The sequence below is a fragment of the Hymenobacter profundi genome, from assembly GCF_019334315.1.
GTDB classification, from domain to species: domain Bacteria; phylum Bacteroidota; class Bacteroidia; order Cytophagales; family Hymenobacteraceae; genus Hymenobacter; species Hymenobacter profundi.
The window spans coordinates 1-20,335 of record NZ_JAHWGL010000003.1 but is presented as its reverse complement, the minus strand read 5'-3'; the positions used below and the strand labels follow the sequence as shown (position 1 = coordinate 20,335).

17 protein-coding genes are annotated in these 20,335 nt (G+C 55.5%); 6 read left to right on the top strand and 11 right to left on the bottom strand.

The annotated features are described in order from the left end of the window. Positions 1–31 precede the first annotated feature (31 nt). Positions 32–1,330, top strand: coding sequence for a voltage-gated chloride channel family protein (locus tag KYK14_RS01585; RefSeq protein ID WP_219156394.1), 1,299 nt, complete (start codon positions 32–34; stop codon positions 1,328–1,330). A 204-nt stretch (positions 1,331–1,534) separates the two neighbouring features. Here KYK14_RS01585 and KYK14_RS01580 read toward each other — a convergent pair whose 3' ends face one another. The 8 genes from KYK14_RS01580 to KYK14_RS01545 form a co-directional block, all read right to left on the bottom strand. After that, positions 1,535–2,527: a transporter gene (locus tag KYK14_RS01580; protein ID WP_219156393.1), complete on the bottom strand. Its 993-nt coding sequence runs from the start codon at positions 2,525–2,527 to the stop codon at positions 1,535–1,537. 55 nt (positions 2,528–2,582) lie between these two features. After that, positions 2,583–3,656, bottom strand: a complete 1,074-nt coding sequence (locus tag KYK14_RS01575) for a cytochrome-c peroxidase (RefSeq protein WP_219156391.1) — start codon at positions 3,654–3,656, stop codon at positions 2,583–2,585. Between the two features lie 2 nt (positions 3,657–3,658). Then, positions 3,659–4,441: an MbnP family protein gene (locus KYK14_RS01570; RefSeq protein ID WP_219156389.1), complete on the bottom strand. Its 783-nt coding sequence runs from the start codon at positions 4,439–4,441 to the stop codon at positions 3,659–3,661. A 98-nt stretch (positions 4,442–4,539) separates the two neighbouring features. Continuing rightward, positions 4,540–4,920 carry a hypothetical protein gene (locus KYK14_RS01565; protein WP_219156387.1) on the bottom strand — a complete coding sequence of 127 codons (381 nt, stop codon included), beginning with the start codon at positions 4,918–4,920 and terminating at the stop codon, positions 4,540–4,542. Positions 4,921–5,036: 116 nt separating this feature from the next. After that, positions 5,037–5,564, bottom strand: a complete 528-nt coding sequence (locus KYK14_RS01560; protein ID WP_185282845.1) for an NADPH-dependent FMN reductase — start codon at positions 5,562–5,564, stop codon at positions 5,037–5,039. Positions 5,565–5,642: 78 nt separating this feature from the next. Then, positions 5,643–6,398, bottom strand: a complete 756-nt coding sequence (locus tag KYK14_RS01555) for a succinate dehydrogenase/fumarate reductase iron-sulfur subunit (protein WP_185284202.1) — start codon at positions 6,396–6,398, stop codon at positions 5,643–5,645. 138 nt (positions 6,399–6,536) lie between these two features. Further along, positions 6,537–8,471 (bottom strand): fumarate reductase/succinate dehydrogenase flavoprotein subunit, encoded by a 1,935-nt coding sequence (locus KYK14_RS01550; RefSeq protein WP_185282846.1) that lies wholly within the window; start codon positions 8,469–8,471, stop codon positions 6,537–6,539. After that, positions 8,471–9,208, bottom strand: coding sequence for a succinate dehydrogenase cytochrome b subunit (locus tag KYK14_RS01545; protein WP_185282847.1), 738 nt, complete (start codon positions 9,206–9,208; stop codon positions 8,471–8,473). The genes KYK14_RS01550 and KYK14_RS01545 overlap by 1 nt, the downstream gene beginning before the upstream one ends. A gap of 235 nt (positions 9,209–9,443) precedes the next feature. On the opposite strand from KYK14_RS01545, the gene KYK14_RS01540 reads away from it, so the two are divergent. The 4 genes from KYK14_RS01540 (at position 9,444) to fabD (ending at position 16,628) form a co-directional block, all read left to right on the top strand. Beyond that, the gene (locus KYK14_RS01540) at positions 9,444–12,266 is read left to right on the top strand and encodes a T9SS type B sorting domain-containing protein (RefSeq protein WP_219156385.1); all 2,823 of its coding nucleotides are present in this window, start codon (positions 9,444–9,446) and stop codon (positions 12,264–12,266) included. 108 nt (positions 12,267–12,374) lie between these two features. Next, a complete protein-coding gene (locus KYK14_RS01535) occupies positions 12,375–15,176 on the top strand; it encodes a T9SS type B sorting domain-containing protein (protein WP_219156383.1) in 2,802 nt (933 codons plus the stop codon). Between the two features lie 68 nt (positions 15,177–15,244). Continuing rightward, positions 15,245–15,610, top strand: coding sequence for a hypothetical protein (locus KYK14_RS01530; RefSeq protein WP_219156381.1), 366 nt, complete (start codon positions 15,245–15,247; stop codon positions 15,608–15,610). Between the two features lie 130 nt (positions 15,611–15,740). Further along, positions 15,741–16,628 carry an ACP S-malonyltransferase gene (fabD, locus tag KYK14_RS01525; RefSeq protein WP_219156379.1) on the top strand — a complete coding sequence of 296 codons (888 nt, stop codon included), beginning with the start codon at positions 15,741–15,743 and terminating at the stop codon, positions 16,626–16,628. Between the two features lie 610 nt (positions 16,629–17,238). Here fabD and folK read toward each other — a convergent pair. From folK to KYK14_RS01510, 3 genes are all read right to left on the bottom strand, one after another. After that, positions 17,239–17,727 (bottom strand): 2-amino-4-hydroxy-6-hydroxymethyldihydropteridine diphosphokinase, encoded by a 489-nt coding sequence (gene folK, locus KYK14_RS01520; protein WP_219156377.1) that lies wholly within the window; start codon positions 17,725–17,727, stop codon positions 17,239–17,241. Positions 17,728–17,817: 90 nt separating this feature from the next. Then, a complete protein-coding gene (locus tag KYK14_RS01515) occupies positions 17,818–18,678 on the bottom strand; it encodes an alpha/beta hydrolase family protein (protein ID WP_219156375.1) in 861 nt (286 codons plus the stop codon). A 41-nt stretch (positions 18,679–18,719) separates the two neighbouring features. After that, positions 18,720–19,094: a DMT family protein gene (locus KYK14_RS01510; RefSeq protein WP_185284203.1), complete on the bottom strand. Its 375-nt coding sequence runs from the start codon at positions 19,092–19,094 to the stop codon at positions 18,720–18,722. Positions 19,095–19,246: 152 nt separating this feature from the next. Here KYK14_RS01510 and KYK14_RS01505 point away from each other — a divergent pair, with 152 nt between their 5' ends. Then, entirely contained in the window at positions 19,247–20,227 is a 981-nt protein-coding gene (locus KYK14_RS01505; protein WP_185282854.1) for a polyprenyl synthetase family protein, read from the top strand. Positions 20,228–20,335: the final 108 nt, after the last annotated feature.

The following is a 20,335-nucleotide window of genomic DNA, read 5'->3' as shown; positions in this document are numbered from 1 at the left end:
ACCCCTGGCAATTGCGTATTTTGAGCGCACTATGCGCTACTTTCCGTTGGTTTTTCTGAGTGAATACCGTTCGCAGGTATTTTTTCTGCTACGCTGGCTGCTACTGAGTACGCTTATCGGACTGCTGGCCGGCACTGCCTCAGCGGGGTTTCTGGCGGCGCTAGCCTGGGCTACCGACTGGCGCGAGCTACACCCCTGGATTATCTGGTGGCTGCCAGCGGGCGGCCTACTCATCGGCCTGATGTATCATCACCTGGCGGGTAGGGCCGAGAAAGGCAACAATCTGATTCTGGACGAAATCCACCAGCCCCAGGATACGTTGCCCCTGCGCATGGTGCCGCTGGTACTCCTGGGCACGGTACTCACGCACCTGTTTGGCGGCTCAGCGGGCCGCGAGGGCACGGCCGTGCAAATGGGTGGCACCCTCGCCGACCAGCTTATGCTCCCCCTACACCTGCATCGGCGCGAGCGGAAGCTGCTGCTCATTGCGGGCGTTAGTGCGGGCTTTGCGTCTATCTTCGGCACGCCGCTGGCCGGGGCGGTTTTCGGGCTGGAAGTGTTTCTGATTGGTCGCCTGCGTTACGATGCCATCCTGCCCAGCTTCCTGGCCGCCATTAGCGCCGATTACGTAACGCGCTGGTGGGGTCTGTATCTTCCTGATATACATGGCCTAGGCCACACGCACTATCCCCACATGGTAGCGCCTACGGCCAGTGTGCTAGGCTTGCTGAGTGCGGCTGTGGCAGGTATTGCCTTTGGTCTGGCAGGTAGGGCGTTTGCCTCGGCTACTCATCTGGTGAGTGGCTTCTACAGAAAGCTGATTGCCTACCCACCCCTGCGCCCGGTAGTAGGCGGAGCCGTGGTGGCATTGCTGGTGTGGGCGCTGGGTACCACGCGCTACATTGGGCTAGGCGTGCCCGTAATAGTGAAGTCGTTCAGCGTGCAGCTACCGGCGTATGCGTTTGCGCTCAAGATTTTGCTCACGGCGCTTACACTAGGTGCTAGCTTCAAGGGGGGCGAAGTGACGCCGTTGTTTTTCGTGGGCGCTACCCTGGGCAACGCTTTGGCGCTGCTGCTGCCGTTGCCTTTGCCGCTGCTGGCGGGCATGGGTTTCGTGGCGGTTTTCGCGGGGGCGGCCAACACGCCATTGGCTTGCACGCTCATGGGACTGGAGTTATTCGGGGCCGAAGGTGGGCTGTATATTGGCCTGGCCTGCGTAGTTAGCTACTTGTTCTCAGGGCACCAAGGCATCTACAGTGCCCAGATAGTAGGCGAAAGCAAGCACGGACTTTGGAGTAGGCAAACCGGCAAGCACCTGCGGGAATTATAGGGAAATGATGAAGTGGTGAGTTTGTAAAGTGGTGAGATGGTCAGTGAAAAAGCACCTGTCATCCTGAGCTTGCGAAGGACCTTCTCACGTCAGCACGATGCTCGTACCAACGACTCGTTCAACTAACATAAGGTCCTTCGCAAGCTCAGGTTGACAGGTGCTTTTTCACTGACCATCTCACCACTTTACAAACTCACCACTCCATCATTTCACCAAATACTTCGTCTGCTTGAGACTATACCCAACAGCCAGCACGATGCGGCCAGCGCTGGCGGGGTGGTCGGTGAGGGCGGTGTAGACGGGGAGCTGCACGCTGGTATTCAAAGAGAAGTTCTTGTAGTACACATCAAGACCAGGGCCGAGTAGGGCGTCGTTCATCTCGTGCTCGTGCGTGAGCTGACCGTCCAACATTTCGCCCTTGGTGCGCTCGTAGTAGAACTGCGCCGAAGGATAAACCTGCCAGTTAGGCCCCAGGGGTAGGCGGTAGAATAGGGTAGCAAAGTTGGTAGCGCTGGGCGCGATGCTGTTTTGGAAGCTGTTGCGCGTAGTGCGTCGGTAGCTGGCATTCACACTCAGCCCAAAGCTGTGCAAACTGCCGATGTAGTTGGCATACACAAACCCATCCGTAGTGCCGGTGCCTACTTGGTTCAGCATGGCGTAGCGCTGGCCGTCGGCGTTGGTGCGGCGGTAGTCGCCGGTAGGAAACTTCACACCGCCGCCCACAATCAAACGACTCTGAATACCCAGCGTTTCAATGTTGCGGATGAGATGGTAGCCCGCAAAAACCGTTATGTCGCCCACGCCGGCTACGTTTAGCTGCTGGCCGTTGCTCTGGGTGGTATTCATCACGTAGGGCACAAAGGCGTTCAGCTCCAGCCGCTTGGCTAGAAAATATTTACCGCGTAGCTCTACTACGCGGTAGGCTTCGTAATCGGTTGGGTCACCTTGGTGGCTGTGTTTGTAGCCTGTGTCAGAGTTTGGGTTCGATGGAAAAAAGGGCTGCACACCTGTCGGAAAAAGTCGGTGCCGCTGCCCGAGGAGCTGGTAGCCATTGAACACGCGGTAGCGGTGCATGATGGAGAAGCCGCTTTGGTTGTCGTAGGGCGTGATGCCCATAAAGCAACCGCAAATATCGCAGGCCCAGGCAGGCGCGGCTAGCAATAGAAAAGCCAGGGTAGGCAGTACTATTTTCTTCATAAGAAAAAGCAAAAAAGAGATGAGAAGCGGCTAGCCGTGCGGCTGCCGTAGGCGCTTACTGTCGCTCGGCCAGGCGGCGGTCCTGCAAAAACTCCGTGTCAGTCAGCGTCTCCAGAAACGCCAGCAAATCGGCTTGTTCTTGGGCTGTGAGCGGAATACCCAACTGTCCATTGGGGCGGCGCAGGAGCGGGTCGAGGGTAGGAGAGACCTGCACGCCGTGGTCGTAGTGGGCTAATACCTCCGCCAGGGTAGCAAAGCGGCCATCGTGCATGTAGGGCGCGGTCTTGGTCACGTTGCGCAGGGACGGCACCTTAAAAAGGCCCCGATCCTGCGTTACGTTGGTAATATGTGCCCTACCCGAGTCGGCCGAAAACTCCCGGTCCAGACCGTTGTTGCGGTAGGTCTCGTCGGTAAATAAATCGGTGCTGTGGCAGGGCGTGCATTTCTGCGCGAGCAGCGCACGGCCGTGCAGCTCCGGCTCGCTCAGCTGCCCGCCAGCTTCGCCGCGCACGTGGTGGTCGTAGCGCGAGTTGGCCGAGGTCAGCGCGGCCGTGAACTGCGCCAGCGCCCGCAGAAACTGGTACGAATCGATGGGCGACTTGCCATAGATTTTTGCAAACCGGCGCTGATAGTCGGCATCGGCATTGAGCTTTTTGAGCACATTGTCGAGCGTCTCGTCCATCTCCACGGGGTTGGTGAGCGGGGCCAGTGGCATGGTTTCGAGATTTTTGGCGCCGCCGTCCCACAACAGCTCCCGGCGCCACCGCAGGTTTTGCAGCGCCGGCGCATTGCGCGGCCCCAGCAAGCCATCCACGCCATGACTCACGCGGTGGTCGGCGTGGGCAAAAGCGACAAATTGCTGATGGCACGAGCCGCACGACACGTCTCCGGTGCGCGACAGGCGCGGGTCGTAAAACAGCGTGCGGCCCAACTCAAAAGTCGCCCGGTCGGGTGGGTTGGTTTCGAGCGCGTAGGCAGGGGTAGGAAAATTGCTGGGGAGCGTATCGCCCGGTACAGCCTGTTGCTTTAGGATGTCCGCGTCGGGTTGGCAACCGGCCACCAGCAGCCCCGCCAGCCCCATGAATAGGGTTAGCGAGGCTGTTAGAGTCCGCGAAATGGATACGCTCACTGCTAGTTAGCGTGAATGTGCTCCACCGAGAACATGCCTGCCGCGTAGTTGTTGGCTACCTGCATGGCATTGCTGCCCGGCATGTGCGCGCCCATAAAGGTGCCCAATTGAATGGGTTGAGGGCCATTCAGCACTTTCAGAGCATCTGCTTTTAAGTGTAGCTCGGGACTGTGGTCGGCGCGCACCAGCAGGTTACTGCTCGGAAACGTCAGCTTCACGGTGCGCACGGCGTTGTACGGTTTGGTGAAACCACCTACGTGCATCAGAAAGGTTTTGGCAGGGTAGGAGCTGGAAGCCAATAAGTTGCCTTCCATCTTAAAGAAAATGTAGCCCGTGTTCCAACTCCAGAACATGTTATTGTTCACGTCCAAAGCGCCGGTTTGGGCCCCGGCCGTGTTGCGGGCACTATCCACGCCTACCACGAAGGAAATGCCCGTATAATCGCCGGTAGGTATGTCCTTGAAGTGCAGGTGTTTCGATTCAGCATCTGACTCCTGCACTAGGTAGTAGCTCTCGGGCTGTGCGTACTCCGTACCGTCGGCTTTTTGCAGCTTAACGTTGGAAACGTAGTAGTTGAAGCGGGAAATGGTGAACTGCTCGTTGCTAACTGGATTGGTGTAAGTAGTGGTGTTGAGAGCTAATGCTCTATTACCCACTACGTGCTCCATTTCAACATCCAGCGTGCCTACGGCAGGTTGAGCGTCTTTTTCTTTATCGTCGCAGCCAGCCAGAGAAAATAGGATAGCCACAGCGGCTACCCAAAAGGTAGGTAGGGAAAATTTCATCGGTAAACTTCTGAAAAGCAAATAGATAATCGAGCGCGCTTCTTATAAGAAACGCGCTATAGGACGCTTGCCGTATGGCAACACGTCTTATTCGAAAACTAAGCCCAGAAGCTTGGAGGATGGAAAATGCCGTGTTCCGGCGAAAATGTGTAGTGCACAGCGCGTAGCGGTGCAAACTGCTGCACTACGACAGGATAGAAAGCCTGTTGGGCAGCGTACACACGTAGCAAGGGTAGGGCCTCAAACTTAAGCTTGACCTTAGCCCCATTAGGCGCTTTGCTTTCCTCGTCGGCAGCTTTGCGGAGTTGTTTGGCCAAATGGCACTTGCCGTTGCAATGCAACTGCGGCCGGGCCTTGTTCACGCAGAATAACTCCGTAATCCGCTCTTTGTGTAGCTGATAATCCACCACCCGCAACTCCTGACTGAACGTCTGAAGAAGCACCAAGGCAGTGAAAAAAACAGCAAACCAGCGAGTCATACAGGCAAGTGCGGCAGCAAAAACGTTCGTAAAGGTAGACACATCACGGCAAAACCAAAGGAGAATGAGTGTATCTACCTTGTTGTACGAAGTGATACTGGCAACCAGATTGCTTCTCAGAGAGCTAGGAATTGAGCCGCTTGCTCGCGTAGCAACTGCATATATAGCTCATGGCTAAGCGTACCATCCTGCGTAAGGTATTGGTCGATAAAGGGTAGGCGCACGCGGGTAGGAAGCACCACTGTGCCCAGATACATCAAAATATCCGTAAGGTGGCAGAGTGCCAGCGCCCCGCCTTGCGCACCAGTACCCAGCCCCACCACTGCAGCCTTCTTGCCGCGAATGCCGCCGGGGTAGGGTAGACCATCGATAAAACCCTTCAGCGCCCCAGGCAGCGACGCATTGTATTCAGGTACGATAAACACTAGCTTCTCAGCCGCAGCCGCTTTTGCGGCCAACTGGTTGAAACCAGCGTGCTGGCCGGTATTCGCGTATAGGGCCGTTTCGATGAAATCGGCTGGCAGTTCTACCAAATCCAACAGTTGGTAGTCTGCCCCCAAATCGGCCAGCAACTGGCCATATAAGTCGGCTACCAGCCGGGCGCGGGAGTTAGGCCGATTGGTGCCTGCGATAATGGTAATCATGCGCGTAAAGAAACTAGGGAAAACAAAAAGGCGAAGTGGAACTCCACTTCGCCTTTCCATATAGTACAACCGCGCTGCCTACGATAGGTTATTCGAGGTAGCCTTAGCGGCCAAAAATTCGCGGTTCAGGATGGCAATGTTTTCCAGCGAAATACCCACTGGGCACTCTGCGGCGCACGAGCCGATGTTGGTGCAGGCACCAAAACCTTCCTTGTCCATCTGCGCTACCATGTTTTCCACGCGTGACTTACGCTCCACGTGGCCCTGAGGCAACAGTGCCAACTGCGACACCTTAGCCGATACGAACAGCATGGCCGAAGCATTTTTGCAGGCTGCTACGCACGCGCCGCAACCGATACAGGTAGCCGCCTCGAACGCCCGATCCGAAATTTCTTTCGGAATGGGAATTTCGTTGGCGTCGGGGGTGCCACCCGTGTTGATGCTGATGTAGCCACCGGCCTGAATAATGCGGTCAAAAGCCGAGCGGTCTACGCTCAGGTCTTTGTTTACGGGGAAAGAATTGGCGCGCCAGGGCTCGATGGTAATAGTATCACCGTCGCTGAACTTGCGCATGTGAAGCTGGCAGGTAGTGGTGCCCTTCTCTGGTCCGTGCGCCCGCCCATTGATGAACAGGTTGCACGATCCGCAAATGCCCTCACGGCAGTCGTGATCGAAAGCCACCGGCTCTTCCCCTCTATGCAGAAGGTCTTCATTGAGCACGTCCAGCATCTCCAGAAACGACATATCCGGCGAAATATCCTTCACCTGATAGTCCACTATCTTACCCTCCGAGTTACGATTTTTTTGCCGCCACACTTTTAGGGTGAGGTTCATCGGCTTGGCGTTGGGGTTACTTCCGGCCATTTTATTTTTTGGCTATTAGCTGTTAGCTGATGGCTGTTAGCTTTTGTGGACTGTGAAACTACCAGCATATCGCTAATAGCTAACAGTTAGTGGCTAACAGCTCGAAAATTACTTATAGCTGCGTTGCGTGAGCTTCACGTTCTCAAACTGCAACTCCTCTTTGTTTAGTTTCTCCGGCTGATTTTCGCCTTGGTATTCCCAAGCCGCCACGTACGCGTAGTCGTCATCGTTGCGAAGCGCCTCGCCTTCCGGCGTTTGGTACTCCTCGCGGAAGTGACCACCGCAGCTTTCGTTGCGGTCCAGGGCGTCGTCCACCATCAACTCGCCCAGCTCGATGAAGTCGGCTACACGGCCGGCACTCTCCAGGGTTTGGTTGAGGTCAGCATTTACGCCAACTACTTTCAGGTCAGACCAGAACTCGCGCTTCAGCTTCTGAATCTCAGCTTTCGCATGACGCAGACCTTCGGCAGAGCGAGCCATACCGCAGTACTCCCACATAATATGGCCTAGAGCTTTGTGGAATTCGGTAGGCGTGCGCGTGCCGTTGATGCTCATCAGCTGATCGATGCGCGCCCGTACACCGGCTTCGGCCTCCGCAAAGGCGGGGTCCTGCGTGGTAACAGGGGTTGGCGGCGTTTTAGCTAGGTAGTCACCAATGGTGTAAGGAATAACGAAGTAGCCATCAGCCAGGCCTTGCATCAGTGCCGAAGCACCGAGGCGGTTGGCGCCGTGGTCGGAGAAGTTACATTCACCGGCCGCGTACAAGCCGGGTACCGTGGTTTGCAGGTTATAGTCTACCCACAGGCCACCCATAGTGTAGTGCACAGCAGGGTAGATGCGCATGGGAAGCTCATACGGATTCTCACCCGTAATCTTCTCATACATCTCGAACAGGTTACCGTATTTAGCGGCTACCCAGTCGGCACCGTTGCGCTTGATGCTGTCGGCAAAGTCGAGGTACACAGCCAAGCCCGTAGAACCTACGCCACGGCCTTCGTCGCACATCAGTTTGGCGTTGCGCGAGGCTACGTCACGGGGTACCAGGTTACCGAAAGCAGGATACTTACGCTCTAAGAAGTAGTCACGGTCGGCTTCTTTGATATCGGCCACGCGAATCTCGCCCTTGCGCAAACGCTCGGCAACAGACTTCTCTTTAGGCACCCACACACGCCCGTCGTTACGCAGCGACTCCGACATCAGTGTCAGCTTCGACTGATAATCGCCCGATACAGGGATGCAGGTAGGGTGAATCTGCGTGAAGCAGGGGTTGGCAAAGAAAGCGCCTTTTTTGTGAGCGCGCCATGCTGCCGTTACGTTGCAATACTTAGCGTTGGTGCTCAGGTAGAACACGTTCCCGTAACCACCTGTTGCCAAAATAACAGCGTGAGCAGCGTGCGTTTCGATGTCGCCGGTAATCAGATTGCGCGTCACGATGCCGCGGGCCTTGCCGTCTACTACCACCAAATCCAGCATTTCGGAGCGGGTGTACATCTTCACCTTACCGTAGGCAATCTGGCGGCTCAGGGCCGAGTAGGCACCCAATAGCAACTGCTGTCCAGTCTGTCCACGGGCGTAGAACGTGCGCGACACCTGCGCACCACCAAACGAGCGGTTAGCCAGCAACCCGCCATACTCGCGGGCGAACGGCACACCTTGCGCCACGCACTGGTCGATGATGTTCACCGATACCTGCGCTAGGCGGTATACGTTAGCTTCACGGGAGCGGTAGTCGCCACCCTTTACAGTGTCGTAGAACAGACGGAATACAGAGTCACCGTCGTTCTGGTAGTTTTTGGCAGCGTTGATACCCCCCTGCGCGGCAATGCTGTGCGCACGTCGGGGCGAGTCGTGGAAGGAAAAGGCTTTTACGTTATAGCCTAGCTCGGCTAGGGAAGCCGCAGCCGATGCACCCGCCAAGCCAGTACCTACGATGATGATATCGTATTTACGCTTGTTGGCAGGGTTGACCAGCTTAACATCAAACTTATGCTTGTCCCACTTTTCGCCTATAGGGCCTTCGGGAATTTTTGAGTCCGGGAACATTACTTCAGCGCTAGGTTAATGGAATCAACCAAGGGTGCTACCGCCGAAAGCGGTTCGCCCTGTTCGTTGGTGAAGAAGAAAAAGTACAGCGGCATAATGGCGAAACCTAAGCAAACAATGATTGAAAAGGCGTAGCCAATAACCTCAATGGCAGGTGTATACTTGCGGTGGTTGAGCCCCAGCGTTTGGAAGGCGCTCTTAAAGCCGTGTAGCAGATGGTAGCACAAGGCTACCTGTGCCAGCACGTACAGGGCCACGTACCACCACTGGTGAAACGAGCTTACTACTAGTGTGTACAAGTCATCATTGTTGTTGATGTCTGGATCCAGCTCACCGAAGCGGGCCCGGTAGAAGAAGTTGTACAAGTGCACTAACAGGAAAACGAGAATGATAGTGCCCAACAAACTCATGTTGCGCGACTGCCATCTACTGTTCTGCTCGGAGTGGTTTGACACGTATGCAACACTACGAGCACTTCTGTTGCGGCTGAACAGTGCCCAAGCCTCATAAATATGGAAGCCGAAGCCCAGTAGCAGCACCCACTCTACGGTGCGGATAACGGGGTTCGTTCCCATGAAGTGGGAATAGATGTTGAAGGCAACGCCGTCATCATGCTTAAATAGTTGCAGGTTGCCAATCAAGTGGACAACAAGGAAGGAGCACAGGAACAAGCCCGTGATGGCCACAATGATTTTGCGACCGATGCTGCTGGAAAATGTTTTACTAATCCAACTCATTTAGAAGCTGCGAAATGGTTTGCGAAGGTGATTCAATTGCAACGGCCAAAGGTACACCCCGACCTACTAGGAAACAATCTAGATAGGGGTTTCGTCGTTCATGAATCTATCCGGTGCTACCGCCGTTAGAACCCTAAAACCATTTGGCAACACTAACGGTCCTAGATTTGTTGGTTTTCCACCGGATTTTTCCTGATATTCTCCTACTCTTCTTCCCGCTCTCTAAGTTCACTATATGAACCTTTCGCTACTCTGCTGGGGCCGCAGGCTATTTCTGGGGCTTACATTGGCTTTCTTGCTGTTGCTGGGTCTGGTGCCGCGCGCGCAAGGCTCTCACATCCGGGCCGGCGACATTCAGGCGAAGTCCGATACCACGGCTGCCCGCAACCCGCGCCGCATCTTCTTCAAGATGATTCTGTATACTGCTCGTAGTTCACCGGTGAAGCAGGAAAGCGCGACTTTTTTCTTTGGCGATGGCACCAATATTCAAAACGTGCCCCGTACGGGGTTTGCGCAAGTTTCTGCTGATACGGACATCAACGTTTTCTACTTTGAACACACGTATAATGCGCTCGGTCAGTATAATGTAAGCTTTGTGGGCGAACTGCGCAAGGCTAATATCTTGAATATGTCGCCCCCCACGGATAGATACGAGTTTTACATCGCCACTCGCATTACCATTGACCCCGCCCTGGGTATCAATCGTGCCCCAGTTCTAACGGCGCCAGCCATTGACAAAGCAGCTACCAACCAAGTATATCTGCACAATCCAGCGGCCTATGATGCAGATGGAGACTCTCTTACGTATGAGTTAGCGCCTAGTCAGCGTACCGGGTCTTTGGCAGATGATATTATTAAACTTTACAATAACATCGTTAGGCCTACTGATATACCTGGTTTTCAGTATCCTAATACGCGAGACGCACCCGGAGTTCAGGTGCCTTACGTGAATGCTACTGTTGGAGCTAAATCCATATTTCAAATAAATAGAAACACTGGCTTGCTGGTATGGAATGCCCCTAGCTCTAGTAGCGTAGGAGAATATAATACGCAGGTCATAGTAAAGGAATGGCGTCGTGTAGCAGGGGCAAGGCCGCGTTTGATTGGGCAGGTAATTCGGGATATGCAAATTATCGTAGAACCCAGTACCAACCTGCGCCCCGAAATAACGATTCCACGCGACATCTGCGTGGTAGCGGGTACGACAGTGAACGGCGCTGTGACGGCCACCGACCCCGACCGCAATCCGGTAGACCTGTTTGCTTACGGTGGAATTTTCCCACCGGCTACCTTCGGGCAAACGTCCCTTGGGCCACCCACAGCCAGGGGCACCTTCCAGTGGAATACGGAATGCAACGATGTGCGTCGTGACCCCTACCTGGTAACGTTTAAGGCACAGGACCGACCTGTTGGCGGCAATTCGCCCCTGATTGACGAGAAGGTGTGGAGCATTCGGGTAGTGGGGCCGCCGCCGCAGAATTTGCAGGCACAGCTCATCAGCGGTAGCGGAGCGCGGGCTACCCTTACTTGGGACCGATATATCTGCCAGCAGGCCAGCCAAATTCTAATTTTCCGCAAGGAAGGACCATCGAATTTCAACCCTGATTCCTGTACTACAGGTATTCCGGCCGGCCTGGGCTTTGTGCAGGTAGGGGCGGTAGGGGCTAACCTCAGCTCGTTTGTAGATGATAACAATGGCCAGGGTTTGCAACGGGGCAAAACCTATTGCTACCGCATCTACGCCGTGTTTCCGCTACCCAAAGGCGGCGAGAGTATCGCCTCGGCCGAGGCCTGCGTGACCATCTCCGGCCGCTCGGCGCTGATGCGCAACGTAACGGTAGACCGCACCGACGCCAATGGGCAGATAACGGTACGGTGGTCGAAGCCGACCAGCAGCGCGGGCTTCACGGAGCCGGCCGGTTACCGATTGTTCCGGGCCACGGGGCAGAGCGCCAACCCTACCCAGCAGGTGTATACAACCACCAATCTGAATGACACGGTATTTGTAGATACTGGCCTGAACACCGTTGGAACGGGCTACAACTACCGCTTGGAGTTCTTCACGGCGGCATCTACTACCCCCGAGTCGGTAGGGCCGGCCAGCAGTGTGCTGCTCACCGGTAGACCCGACCAGGGTGCAGCCGGCAACGTGTTGAACTGGACATATAATGTGCCCTGGAACAACGCACTGCAACCAACCGTCATTTTCCGGCGCGAGCAGAACAGTACTACCTTCACGCAACTGGCTACCGTGACTGGCACTGCCACGGGCGGCACTTACACCGACCGGAGCGTGACATCGGGAGATACGTACTGCTACTACGTGCGGACCATTGGCTCATACAGCGGCGAGAATCTACCCAAAGACCTCATCAACTTGAGCCAGGAGCTGTGCATTCGGGCGGTACCTTGTACGCCGGTGCTCACGCTCCGCTCCCTGAACTGTGACAGCCTGAGTTCGGTAGGCTCAGCCTCGAACGTCGCTTTCCCGCCGGCGGACTTCACCTACACCAACCGCCTCACCTGGACACTAGACAGCAACAACCCGGCGGGTTGCAACCCCAATGGCATTGTGTACTACCGTATCTTCTATCAAGCCACGGCTGACGCTCCTTTCGCGCTCATCGACTCGGTGACGACCATGAGCTACGTGCACCGCAACCTACCCTCCTCCGCAGGGTGCTACCAGGTGCAGGCCGTGGATAACATTGGGCAGCGCAGCAACCTCAGCAACCAGGCCTGTGCCGAGGACTGCTTATTCTTCCTGTTGCCCAACATCTTCACGCCCAACGGCGACGGTGTGAATGACACCTTCGTGCCGAAGATTTCCAGCCCCGTGCGGCGCATTACGTTCCGGGCGTTCAACCGCTGGGGCGTGAAGGTGTACGAAGGCAACCAGGACCCTCGCATCAACTGGAGTGGCGGTGGTAATGTGGGCGAAGGTAGCAGCACGCCACGCTTAGCCGATGGCATGTATTTCTACCAAGCCGAGGTAGAGTTCTTGGATTTCAACAACACCAAGCGAACGTATAAGGGTTGGGTGCAGATAAATCGTTAACTTGTAACCATCAGGTTATTAGTTGCATTTATCAGCCATCCTATTATGAACGTAAGCCTACCTACTTGGCACAAAGGGTTACCACTCGCAGTGGTAACCCTTTTTATTTTGTGGCTACTACCGCTGGCTACCCATGCTTCGCACATCCGGGCCGGCGACATTCAGGCTAAGTCCGATACTACGGCTGCCCGCAACCCGCGCCGTGTCTTTTTTAAGATGGTGCTGTATACCAAACTACCGAGTCGTGATGTGGCAGACCAGCCAAACGCTACTATCTTCTTCGGCGATGGTACGAGCACCGGAATAGACAAAGTGCAGCGTGTAGGCAACGGAACTGTTATCCCTTCTGCGCCTAATACCAAAGTCAATGTGTATTACTTCGAACACATTTACAATGCACCAGGGCAATACCTGGTCAGCTTTGTCGGGGAGTATCGTAATAAAGAGGTGCGCAATCTGAGTAATCCAGCTAGCCAAGCGTTTTACTTAGGAACTAGCATTACCATTGATCCGGCATTGGGTATCAACCGCTCGCCAGTCCTGACAGCCCCGGCTATTGATCAGGCTACGGCAAATCAAGTGTTTTTGCACAGTCCTGGAGCGTATGATGCGGACGGAGATTCGTTAGCTTTTAAACTTCGGCCAAGTAAGCGGGCATCAACTCCAGCTACTATTATTACGCGGGGTGGAGTAGTAGATACGAGTACCGTACCTGGCTTTCAGTATCCTAATAAGTACGACACCAATGGCCAACGAGTAGCGTATTTGGGTACGCCAGCCGGTGGGCAAGCAGACTTCCAACAGGACGTCAATACGGGCTTAATTGTCTGGAATGCGCCGAGTAGCCAGAGTATCGGTGAGTACAATTTTGCTTTTGTGGTAGAGGAATGGCGACACGTGGCGGGTGCCCGGCCCCGGCTTATCGGTACTGTTATCCGGGATATGCAGATTGTAGTAGGACCCAGCACCAACTTGCGGCCCGAGGTGACCATTCCGGAAGATATTTGCGTGGTAGCGGGCACAACGGTGAACGGCGCTATCACGGCCACCGACCCCGACCGCAACCCGGTGCAATTATTTGCCTACGGCACGTTTCCGCCCATCACGTTTCAACAAACGGCCACGGGGCCGCCCACGGCGCGTGGTACGTTTCGGTGGGTGACCAGCTGCGAGGATGTGCGCCGCGACCCCTACCTGTTCACCTTCAAAGCCCAGGACGTACCCACTGGCGGCAACCCGCCCCTGATTGACGAAAAGATATGGCGGGTGCGTGTAATTGGGCCGCCGCCCCAAACCTTGCAAGCACAGCGCCAGGGCAACAGCACGCGGGTGGTACTCACCTGGGACCGGTACCAATGCACGCAGGCAAGCCAAATGCTGATTTTCCGGAAGGAAGAAACGTCGGGATTTGTACCCGGCGACTGCCAGATCGGGATTCCGGCCACAGCAGGCTACACGCAGATTGGGGCCATTGATGCTGGGCTGAGTTCTTTTCTGGATGATAACAATGGACAGGGCCTGGAGCGCGGCAAAACGTACTGCTACCGCATCTACGCCATATTTCCGTTGCCCAAAGGTGGCGAAAGCATTGCCTCGGCCGAAGCCTGCGTGACCCTCGATGGTACCAGTGCCTTGCTCACCAACGTAACGGTAGACCGCACCGCCGCCAATGGCCAGGTAACCGTGAAATGGACGCCGCCTCTCAACCAGGCGGGCTTTACCGAGCCGGCAGGCTACCGCCTCTACCGGGCGCCGGGTCAGAATGTGGCAGCTACCTCTACTGCCTTCAAGCGGGTATTCGCTACGAATTCTCTCACGGAAACAACTTTCGTAGATGCGGGCCGCAACACAATAGATAGCGCTTTCACCTACAAGCTGGAGTTTTTCAGCCGCGACAATACCAGCCCCAACGCTGCCGAAACCAGGGAGACGACAGCTCCGGCTTCTAGTGTGCGCCTGTCGGGTAGGGCCGATGAAGCCGCGTCCGGCAACGTGCTGACCTGGATCTACAACGTGCCCTGGGACAACACCCTGCAGCCCACCACCATCTACCGTCGGGCGCCAGGCAGCCCTACCTTCACGCTGCTGGCTACGGTGGCGGGCACTGCCACCAGTGGCACCTACACCGACCGTGGCTCGGCGGCCAACCCCCTTGTCGCGGGCGAAACCTACTGCTACTACGTACAAACCAACGGCGCATATACCTCGCCTAATCTGCCTAATCTGCTGAATTCCAGTCAGGAAATATGCGTTGCGCCGGTGCCGTGCCGGCCCATCCTGACCTTGCAGACAACAAATTGCGACAGCCTGGCCGCCAATCTGTACGCGTTACCTACTACGGTTATCGGACCCAATCAGCGCTACACCAACTACTTGCGCTGGCAGTTAGACGCCAACTCGCCGCCCAACTGCAACCTGGCCGTAACTGGGTACCAAGTGTACTACCGAAGCCCCGATGCCACGGAGTATCAGCTGTTGGCTACTACCGTGGAGCCCAACTATGTGCACATGGGGCTTACTACCGTATCGGGCTGCTACCAGGTGCGGGCGGTAGGTAGCAATGGCGAGCTGAGCGCCTTCAGCAACGAGGCCTGCAACGATGAGTGTCAGCTGTTTTTGCTGCCTAATATTTTTACTCCTAACAACGACGGTGTAAACGACACGTTCCGACCGAAAGTGACTAGCAGCCTACGCCGCACGCACTTCACGGCGTTCAACCGTTGGGGCGTGAAGGTGTATGAGGGCGACCAAGACCCCTTCATCAACTGGGACGGAGGCGGCAGTAGCGAGGAGCGCAGCAGCGGCCCTCAGCTTTCGGATGGCATGTACTTTTACCTAGCCGAGGTGGAATTCAACGATCTGAACCGTACCAAGCGCACCTATAAAGGCTGGGTGCAAATCAACCGCTAGCAGGCCTACCCTGCACGTAGCAAGAGGAGCGGGCCGGCTGGTCTGCTCCTTTTGTTTTTCTTTGCGGTATGATGAAGACGATTCCTGCCCTTCTGATAGGCTTTGGGTGCACGCTTGGCAGCTGCCAGCGCACCCAGGATACCCCCACCACCACCGATGCTATAACTGCTGATTCGGCAGCGGCGCCCGCTACTGCAACCATGCCGAATACATCCGTTGGTACCGAAGCGGCCGCCCGTACTGCCGTCCGCGACTACGTGCAGGAGCTACCCAACCGCGCCGTGTACCAAGTCGATTCGGCTAGCGTGGTGGAGTCCGACGCGCAGTTTCAGGTGCTGGTGCCCCGCACCGATTGGGCTGGCCGCATGCCCAACAAAGCTGCGTTCAACGTGGACAAGCAAACCGGCGTCGTGACGGTGCAGCCCGTGAAGTAGGCACATTTTGTCATTCCGAGCGAAGCGAGGAATCTGAATATCCCTCTGTTGCTTACGCAGATTCTTCGCTCGCTCCGCTCGGAATGACAACCAGAATCAAATCAACAACCCAATCCCACCTTTCTACCGAATGAAGGCAGTTATTTTCCCTGGCCAAGGCAGCCAATTCAGCGGCATGGGCCGCGACTTGTACGAGCAGCACGACGAGGCCAAGGCTCTCATGACCCAGGCCAACGACATTCTGGGTTTCTCGCTCACCGACATCATGTTCTCCGGTTCCGACGAGGACTTGCGCCGCACCGACGTTACCCAGCCTGCTATTTTCCTACACTCCGTGGTGCAAGCGGCCGTGCTACCTGGCCTCCAGCCCGACATGGTAGCTGGGCACTCGCTGGGCGAGTTTTCGGCCCTGGTTGCCGCCAAAGTGCTCACGTTTGCTGATGCGCTGCGGCTGGTAGCCCAGCGCGCCCAGGCCATGCAGGCCGCCTGCCAGGAGCAGCCCGGCACCATGGCCGCCATCCTCGGCCTTGATGACGATATCACTGTGCGCATCTGCCAGGAAATTACGGATGCCGGCAACGTGGTCGTAGCCGCCAACTTCAACTGCCCCGGTCAGCTGGTGATTTCCGGCTCGCAACGCGGTATTGAGTTGGCGTGCGAGCAACTGAAAGCCGCCGGTGCCAAGCGTGCCCTACCCCTGCCGGTAGGCGGGGCCTTCCACTCCCCGCTGATGCAGTCGGCCGAAGCAGCGCTGGCCGATGCCATCGAGAAAACGACCTTTTCGCCCGGCATCTGCCCCATCTACCAAAACGTGGACGCTGCCCCCCACACCAACCCCGACGAAATTCGCCAGAACCTAGTACGCCAGCTCACTGCCCCCGTCCGTTGGACTCAGAGCGTGCAGCGCATGGCTCAGGACGGTGCTACTGAATTCGTAGAATGCGGCCCTGGTAAGGTGTTGCAAGGCCTGGTGAAGAAGATTGCGCCGACTGTGGCGGTGGCTTCGGCGGTAGCGTAGGGAATGATAGCAGTACAGAAAAGCCCGTCAGCAACAACTGACGGGCTTTTCTATACCTGGTTAGGGAAGAATATGCAATCCTGATTTTCTGACTAGTTCTAGTAAAGGTTGTATTTTTTCGAAATCATTATACCAAATAATAGTGGTCCAATCGAATTCTTCACTGTAGACAGCAGAATATTCGGGCATGAGTAAATCATACCGCTGGCCGCTACTCCAAGTCTGATTTCTGATATTGCATTTTTTGTGTAGGTGCTTTAAGTTCTTCGGTTTATGGAAAACGATGCGGTAATTATTCTTGTGTCTCCATAAATAGATAGGTGTCAAGTTATAAAACTCATTTATTACATTTTCTAACCTGCCTCGCCAATCAGATAATATGCTCGGATTAGTTTCATAAATCCTTTCGCATTCATCCGCGTTCAACCATTTTTCAAATATGCTGATGCATACTCTATGATATAATGCTCTATCTTTATACAGTTGATTCTTAATTTTTGTAAGATTTTTTTTAATTAAGGATAACTCATTTTCTGTGAGTTTTTTTATCATAATAAGAAGGAATATAAGACGTTGAAAACGAATTGTAATTAATATATATTTACAGAAGTTATTTACTGATCTGCTCTACCTCTAATATATCCTCACACTCCACCAGCAATTCCGCTACCGTCCTACCCAACCCAGGATGAACTACCTCCGGCGCAATTTCCGCTAGCGGGACTAGCGCGAAGCGACGCTCCGGCAAGCGCGGGTGGGGCACTTGTAGGGTGGGGGTGTCGATGATTTTCTGCCCATGAAGTAGAATGTCTACATCCAGGGTGCGGGCGCCCCAGCGGATTTCGCGGGTGCGCCCGGCTTGCTGCTCTACTTGCTGACAGGCGGCGAGTAGCGTTTCGGGCGGCAGCGAGGTAGCCACGGCTACCGCCTGGTTCAAGAAAGCGGGTTGGTCGGCGAGGCCCCAGGCGGCCGTTTCGTAAAGGCCAGATTGCGCTACGATGGGGCCGGCCAACTGGTGCAGCTCCGCTACGGCTGTGCGCAGAATTTCCTGCCGATTGCCGAGGTTGCTGCCGAGTAGGAGGTAGATGAGGGTAGGCATAGGTAGGGGCGCGTTGCACGCGCCTGTGGCGTTAGGAAGGTTATTTCTTGCATGCAATACCGTTCAACGACAGGCGCATGCAAGGCGCCCCTACCGTAGAAAAGCAATGGTTTCGTCGGCTACGCGCTGGGCGTCGGTGGGTAGGCCGTTTTCCTCCCAAGGGTGCCGGCCGCCGAATACGTGGTTGGCGCCGGGCACTACTACCAGTTTAGCGCGCGGCTGCCAATCTTGTAAATCGTGGGCCATGCGTACGGGTAGGGTTTCGTCTTGGTCGCCGTGGAGCAGGAGTAGGGGCTGGCGCAGGGTGCGCACCAGGGTAGGGATATCGAGGCGAACCTTGTTGCGCTGGTAATCCTCAGCTAGCTGGTAGTAGAGCGGCATGCGCTGGCCGGTGCGGGCATTGTCAATGTATTGCACGCCGTCGGCCTGCCAGCGCTGCATCAGGTCGGGGCTCCAACGCTGGTCGATGTCGTTGATGGCGGCCCAGCCGACCACGGCTGTCACGCGGGCGTCTTCGGCGGCTTTCAGCAACACTAGCCCGCCACCGCGGCTATGGCCGATGAGGGCTAGGCGCGTTAGGTCCAGTTCGGCGGGGGGTAGGGGCGTGGCGCCGGGCGTGTACAGCGCGTCGAGCAGGGCGCCCAAGTCGTCTAGTTCCAGGCTGAAGTTGTTGTGCCCGAAGGCTTCCATATCCTCCAAATCGCCGCTGCCGCCTACCACCACGCCATTGTGCGAAAGGTTCAGCTTGATGAATACAAAGCCTTGTTGGGCAAAGTAATCGGCCAATACGTTGAAGTGGCCCCAGTCTTTGAAGCCCTTGAATCCGTGCACAAACACTACCACCGGCTTGGCTTGCCCATCGGGCAGGTAGCGGGCATCGGCCGCAAACGGGCGCGTGTGGTTGGGGTTACGGAGTAGAAAATCGGTGGAAATGGGAGTAGAAGAAGCCATAAAAGCGAAGGTACACTACAACCAATCAACGAGGCAGTAGCTCACCATTTTTTGAAAATGACATAGACGGCCGCTATCAGCAGCGCAAAGCCTACCACATGGTTCCAGCCTAGCTTATCAGTTTTAAAGACGAAGACCGCGCACAACGTAAAGACGGTGAGCGTTATGACTTCTTGTATCACTTTGAGCTGAAACAGACTGAACGGCCCGCCATTCTCTACAAAGCCCAGGCGGTTGGCTGGCACCTGAAAAATATACTCAAACAAGGCTAATCCCCAACTCACTAAAATTACGCCTGCCAGTCCCAATTTGGCGAACCAGGGCATTTTCTTGAACAAATGCAGGTGGCCGTACCAAGCAAATGTCATAAACAGGTTGGAGATTGTGAGCAGCACAAGAGAGGCAATACCGCGCATAAAACCAAGGAGAAGGAGAGGAGTGAACCAACAAAGGGGGGCTTGTGGCTGCACTGCGCTGCCTCGGCGGTACTCATACGAATGTAATGGTAGAGAAAGGCACAATATCTCATCGTTTTTCACCGTATCATTGCAGCGCCCAATTTGCCCGCATGAAAGTAACCCTGGACGAAATACAAGCCCCTATTGCGGGCGAGATGGTAGAGTTTGAACACAAGTTCCGCCAGTCCATGAAGTCCAATGTCCTGCTGCTGGACAAGATCATGGGCTACATCGTGAAGCGCAAGGGCAAGCAGATTCGGCCGATGTTTGTGTTCTTCTCGGCCAAAATCTGTGGCGGCGACCCACTGCCCGAAGCTACCTTCCGCGGGGCGGCCCTCATCGAGTTGTTACACACCGCTACCTTAGTGCATGATGATGTAGTAGATGAATCGAACTACCGGCGCGGGTTCTTCTCCATCAACGCGCTCTGGAAGAATAAGATAGCCGTATTAGTAGGCGACTACCTCCTCAGCAAGGGCCTGCTGCTCAGTCTCGAAAACGACGACTACGCTCTGCTCAAAATCGTGAGCAATGCCGTGCGCGAGCTGAGCGAGGGCGAACTGCTGCAAATCGAGAAGGCGCGCCGGCTCGACATCACCGAGGACGTGTACTTCGACATCATTCGCCAAAAAACGGCCTCGCTGATTGCTTCTTGCTGCGCTGTAGGCGCATCTTCGGCCGGCGCCGATGCCGCTACTATTGAGCAAGCCCGCTTGTTCGGCGAAAAGGTAGGCATCGCCTTTCAAATCAAAGACGACTTGTTCGACTACGGCACGGCCGAAATCGGCAAGCCAGTGGGCATCGATATCAAAGAGAAAAAGATGACGCTGCCACTCATCTACGCCCTGCAACAAGCCGACTGGCTTACCAAGCGGCGCGTGATCTACAACGTCAAAAACAACGACGGCCGTAAAGACCGTATCCAGGCCGTTATCGACTTCGTGAAGAAATCCGGTGGCCTCGACTACGCCATCCAAACCATGCAGCGCTACCGCGACGAGGCGCTACAACTGCTCTACACGTTTCCGGCCTCGCCAGCCCGCACATCGTTGGAACAGCTGATTAACTACACCATCGAGCGAGAAAAATAACTGTTTGAACCACGGATTCGCTCGGATTCCGCGGATTTTGTAAAAAATCTAGACCTTATGTAAAACAGAAAGCGCTTGCCAAGTGGCAAGCGCTTTCTGTTTGTAATC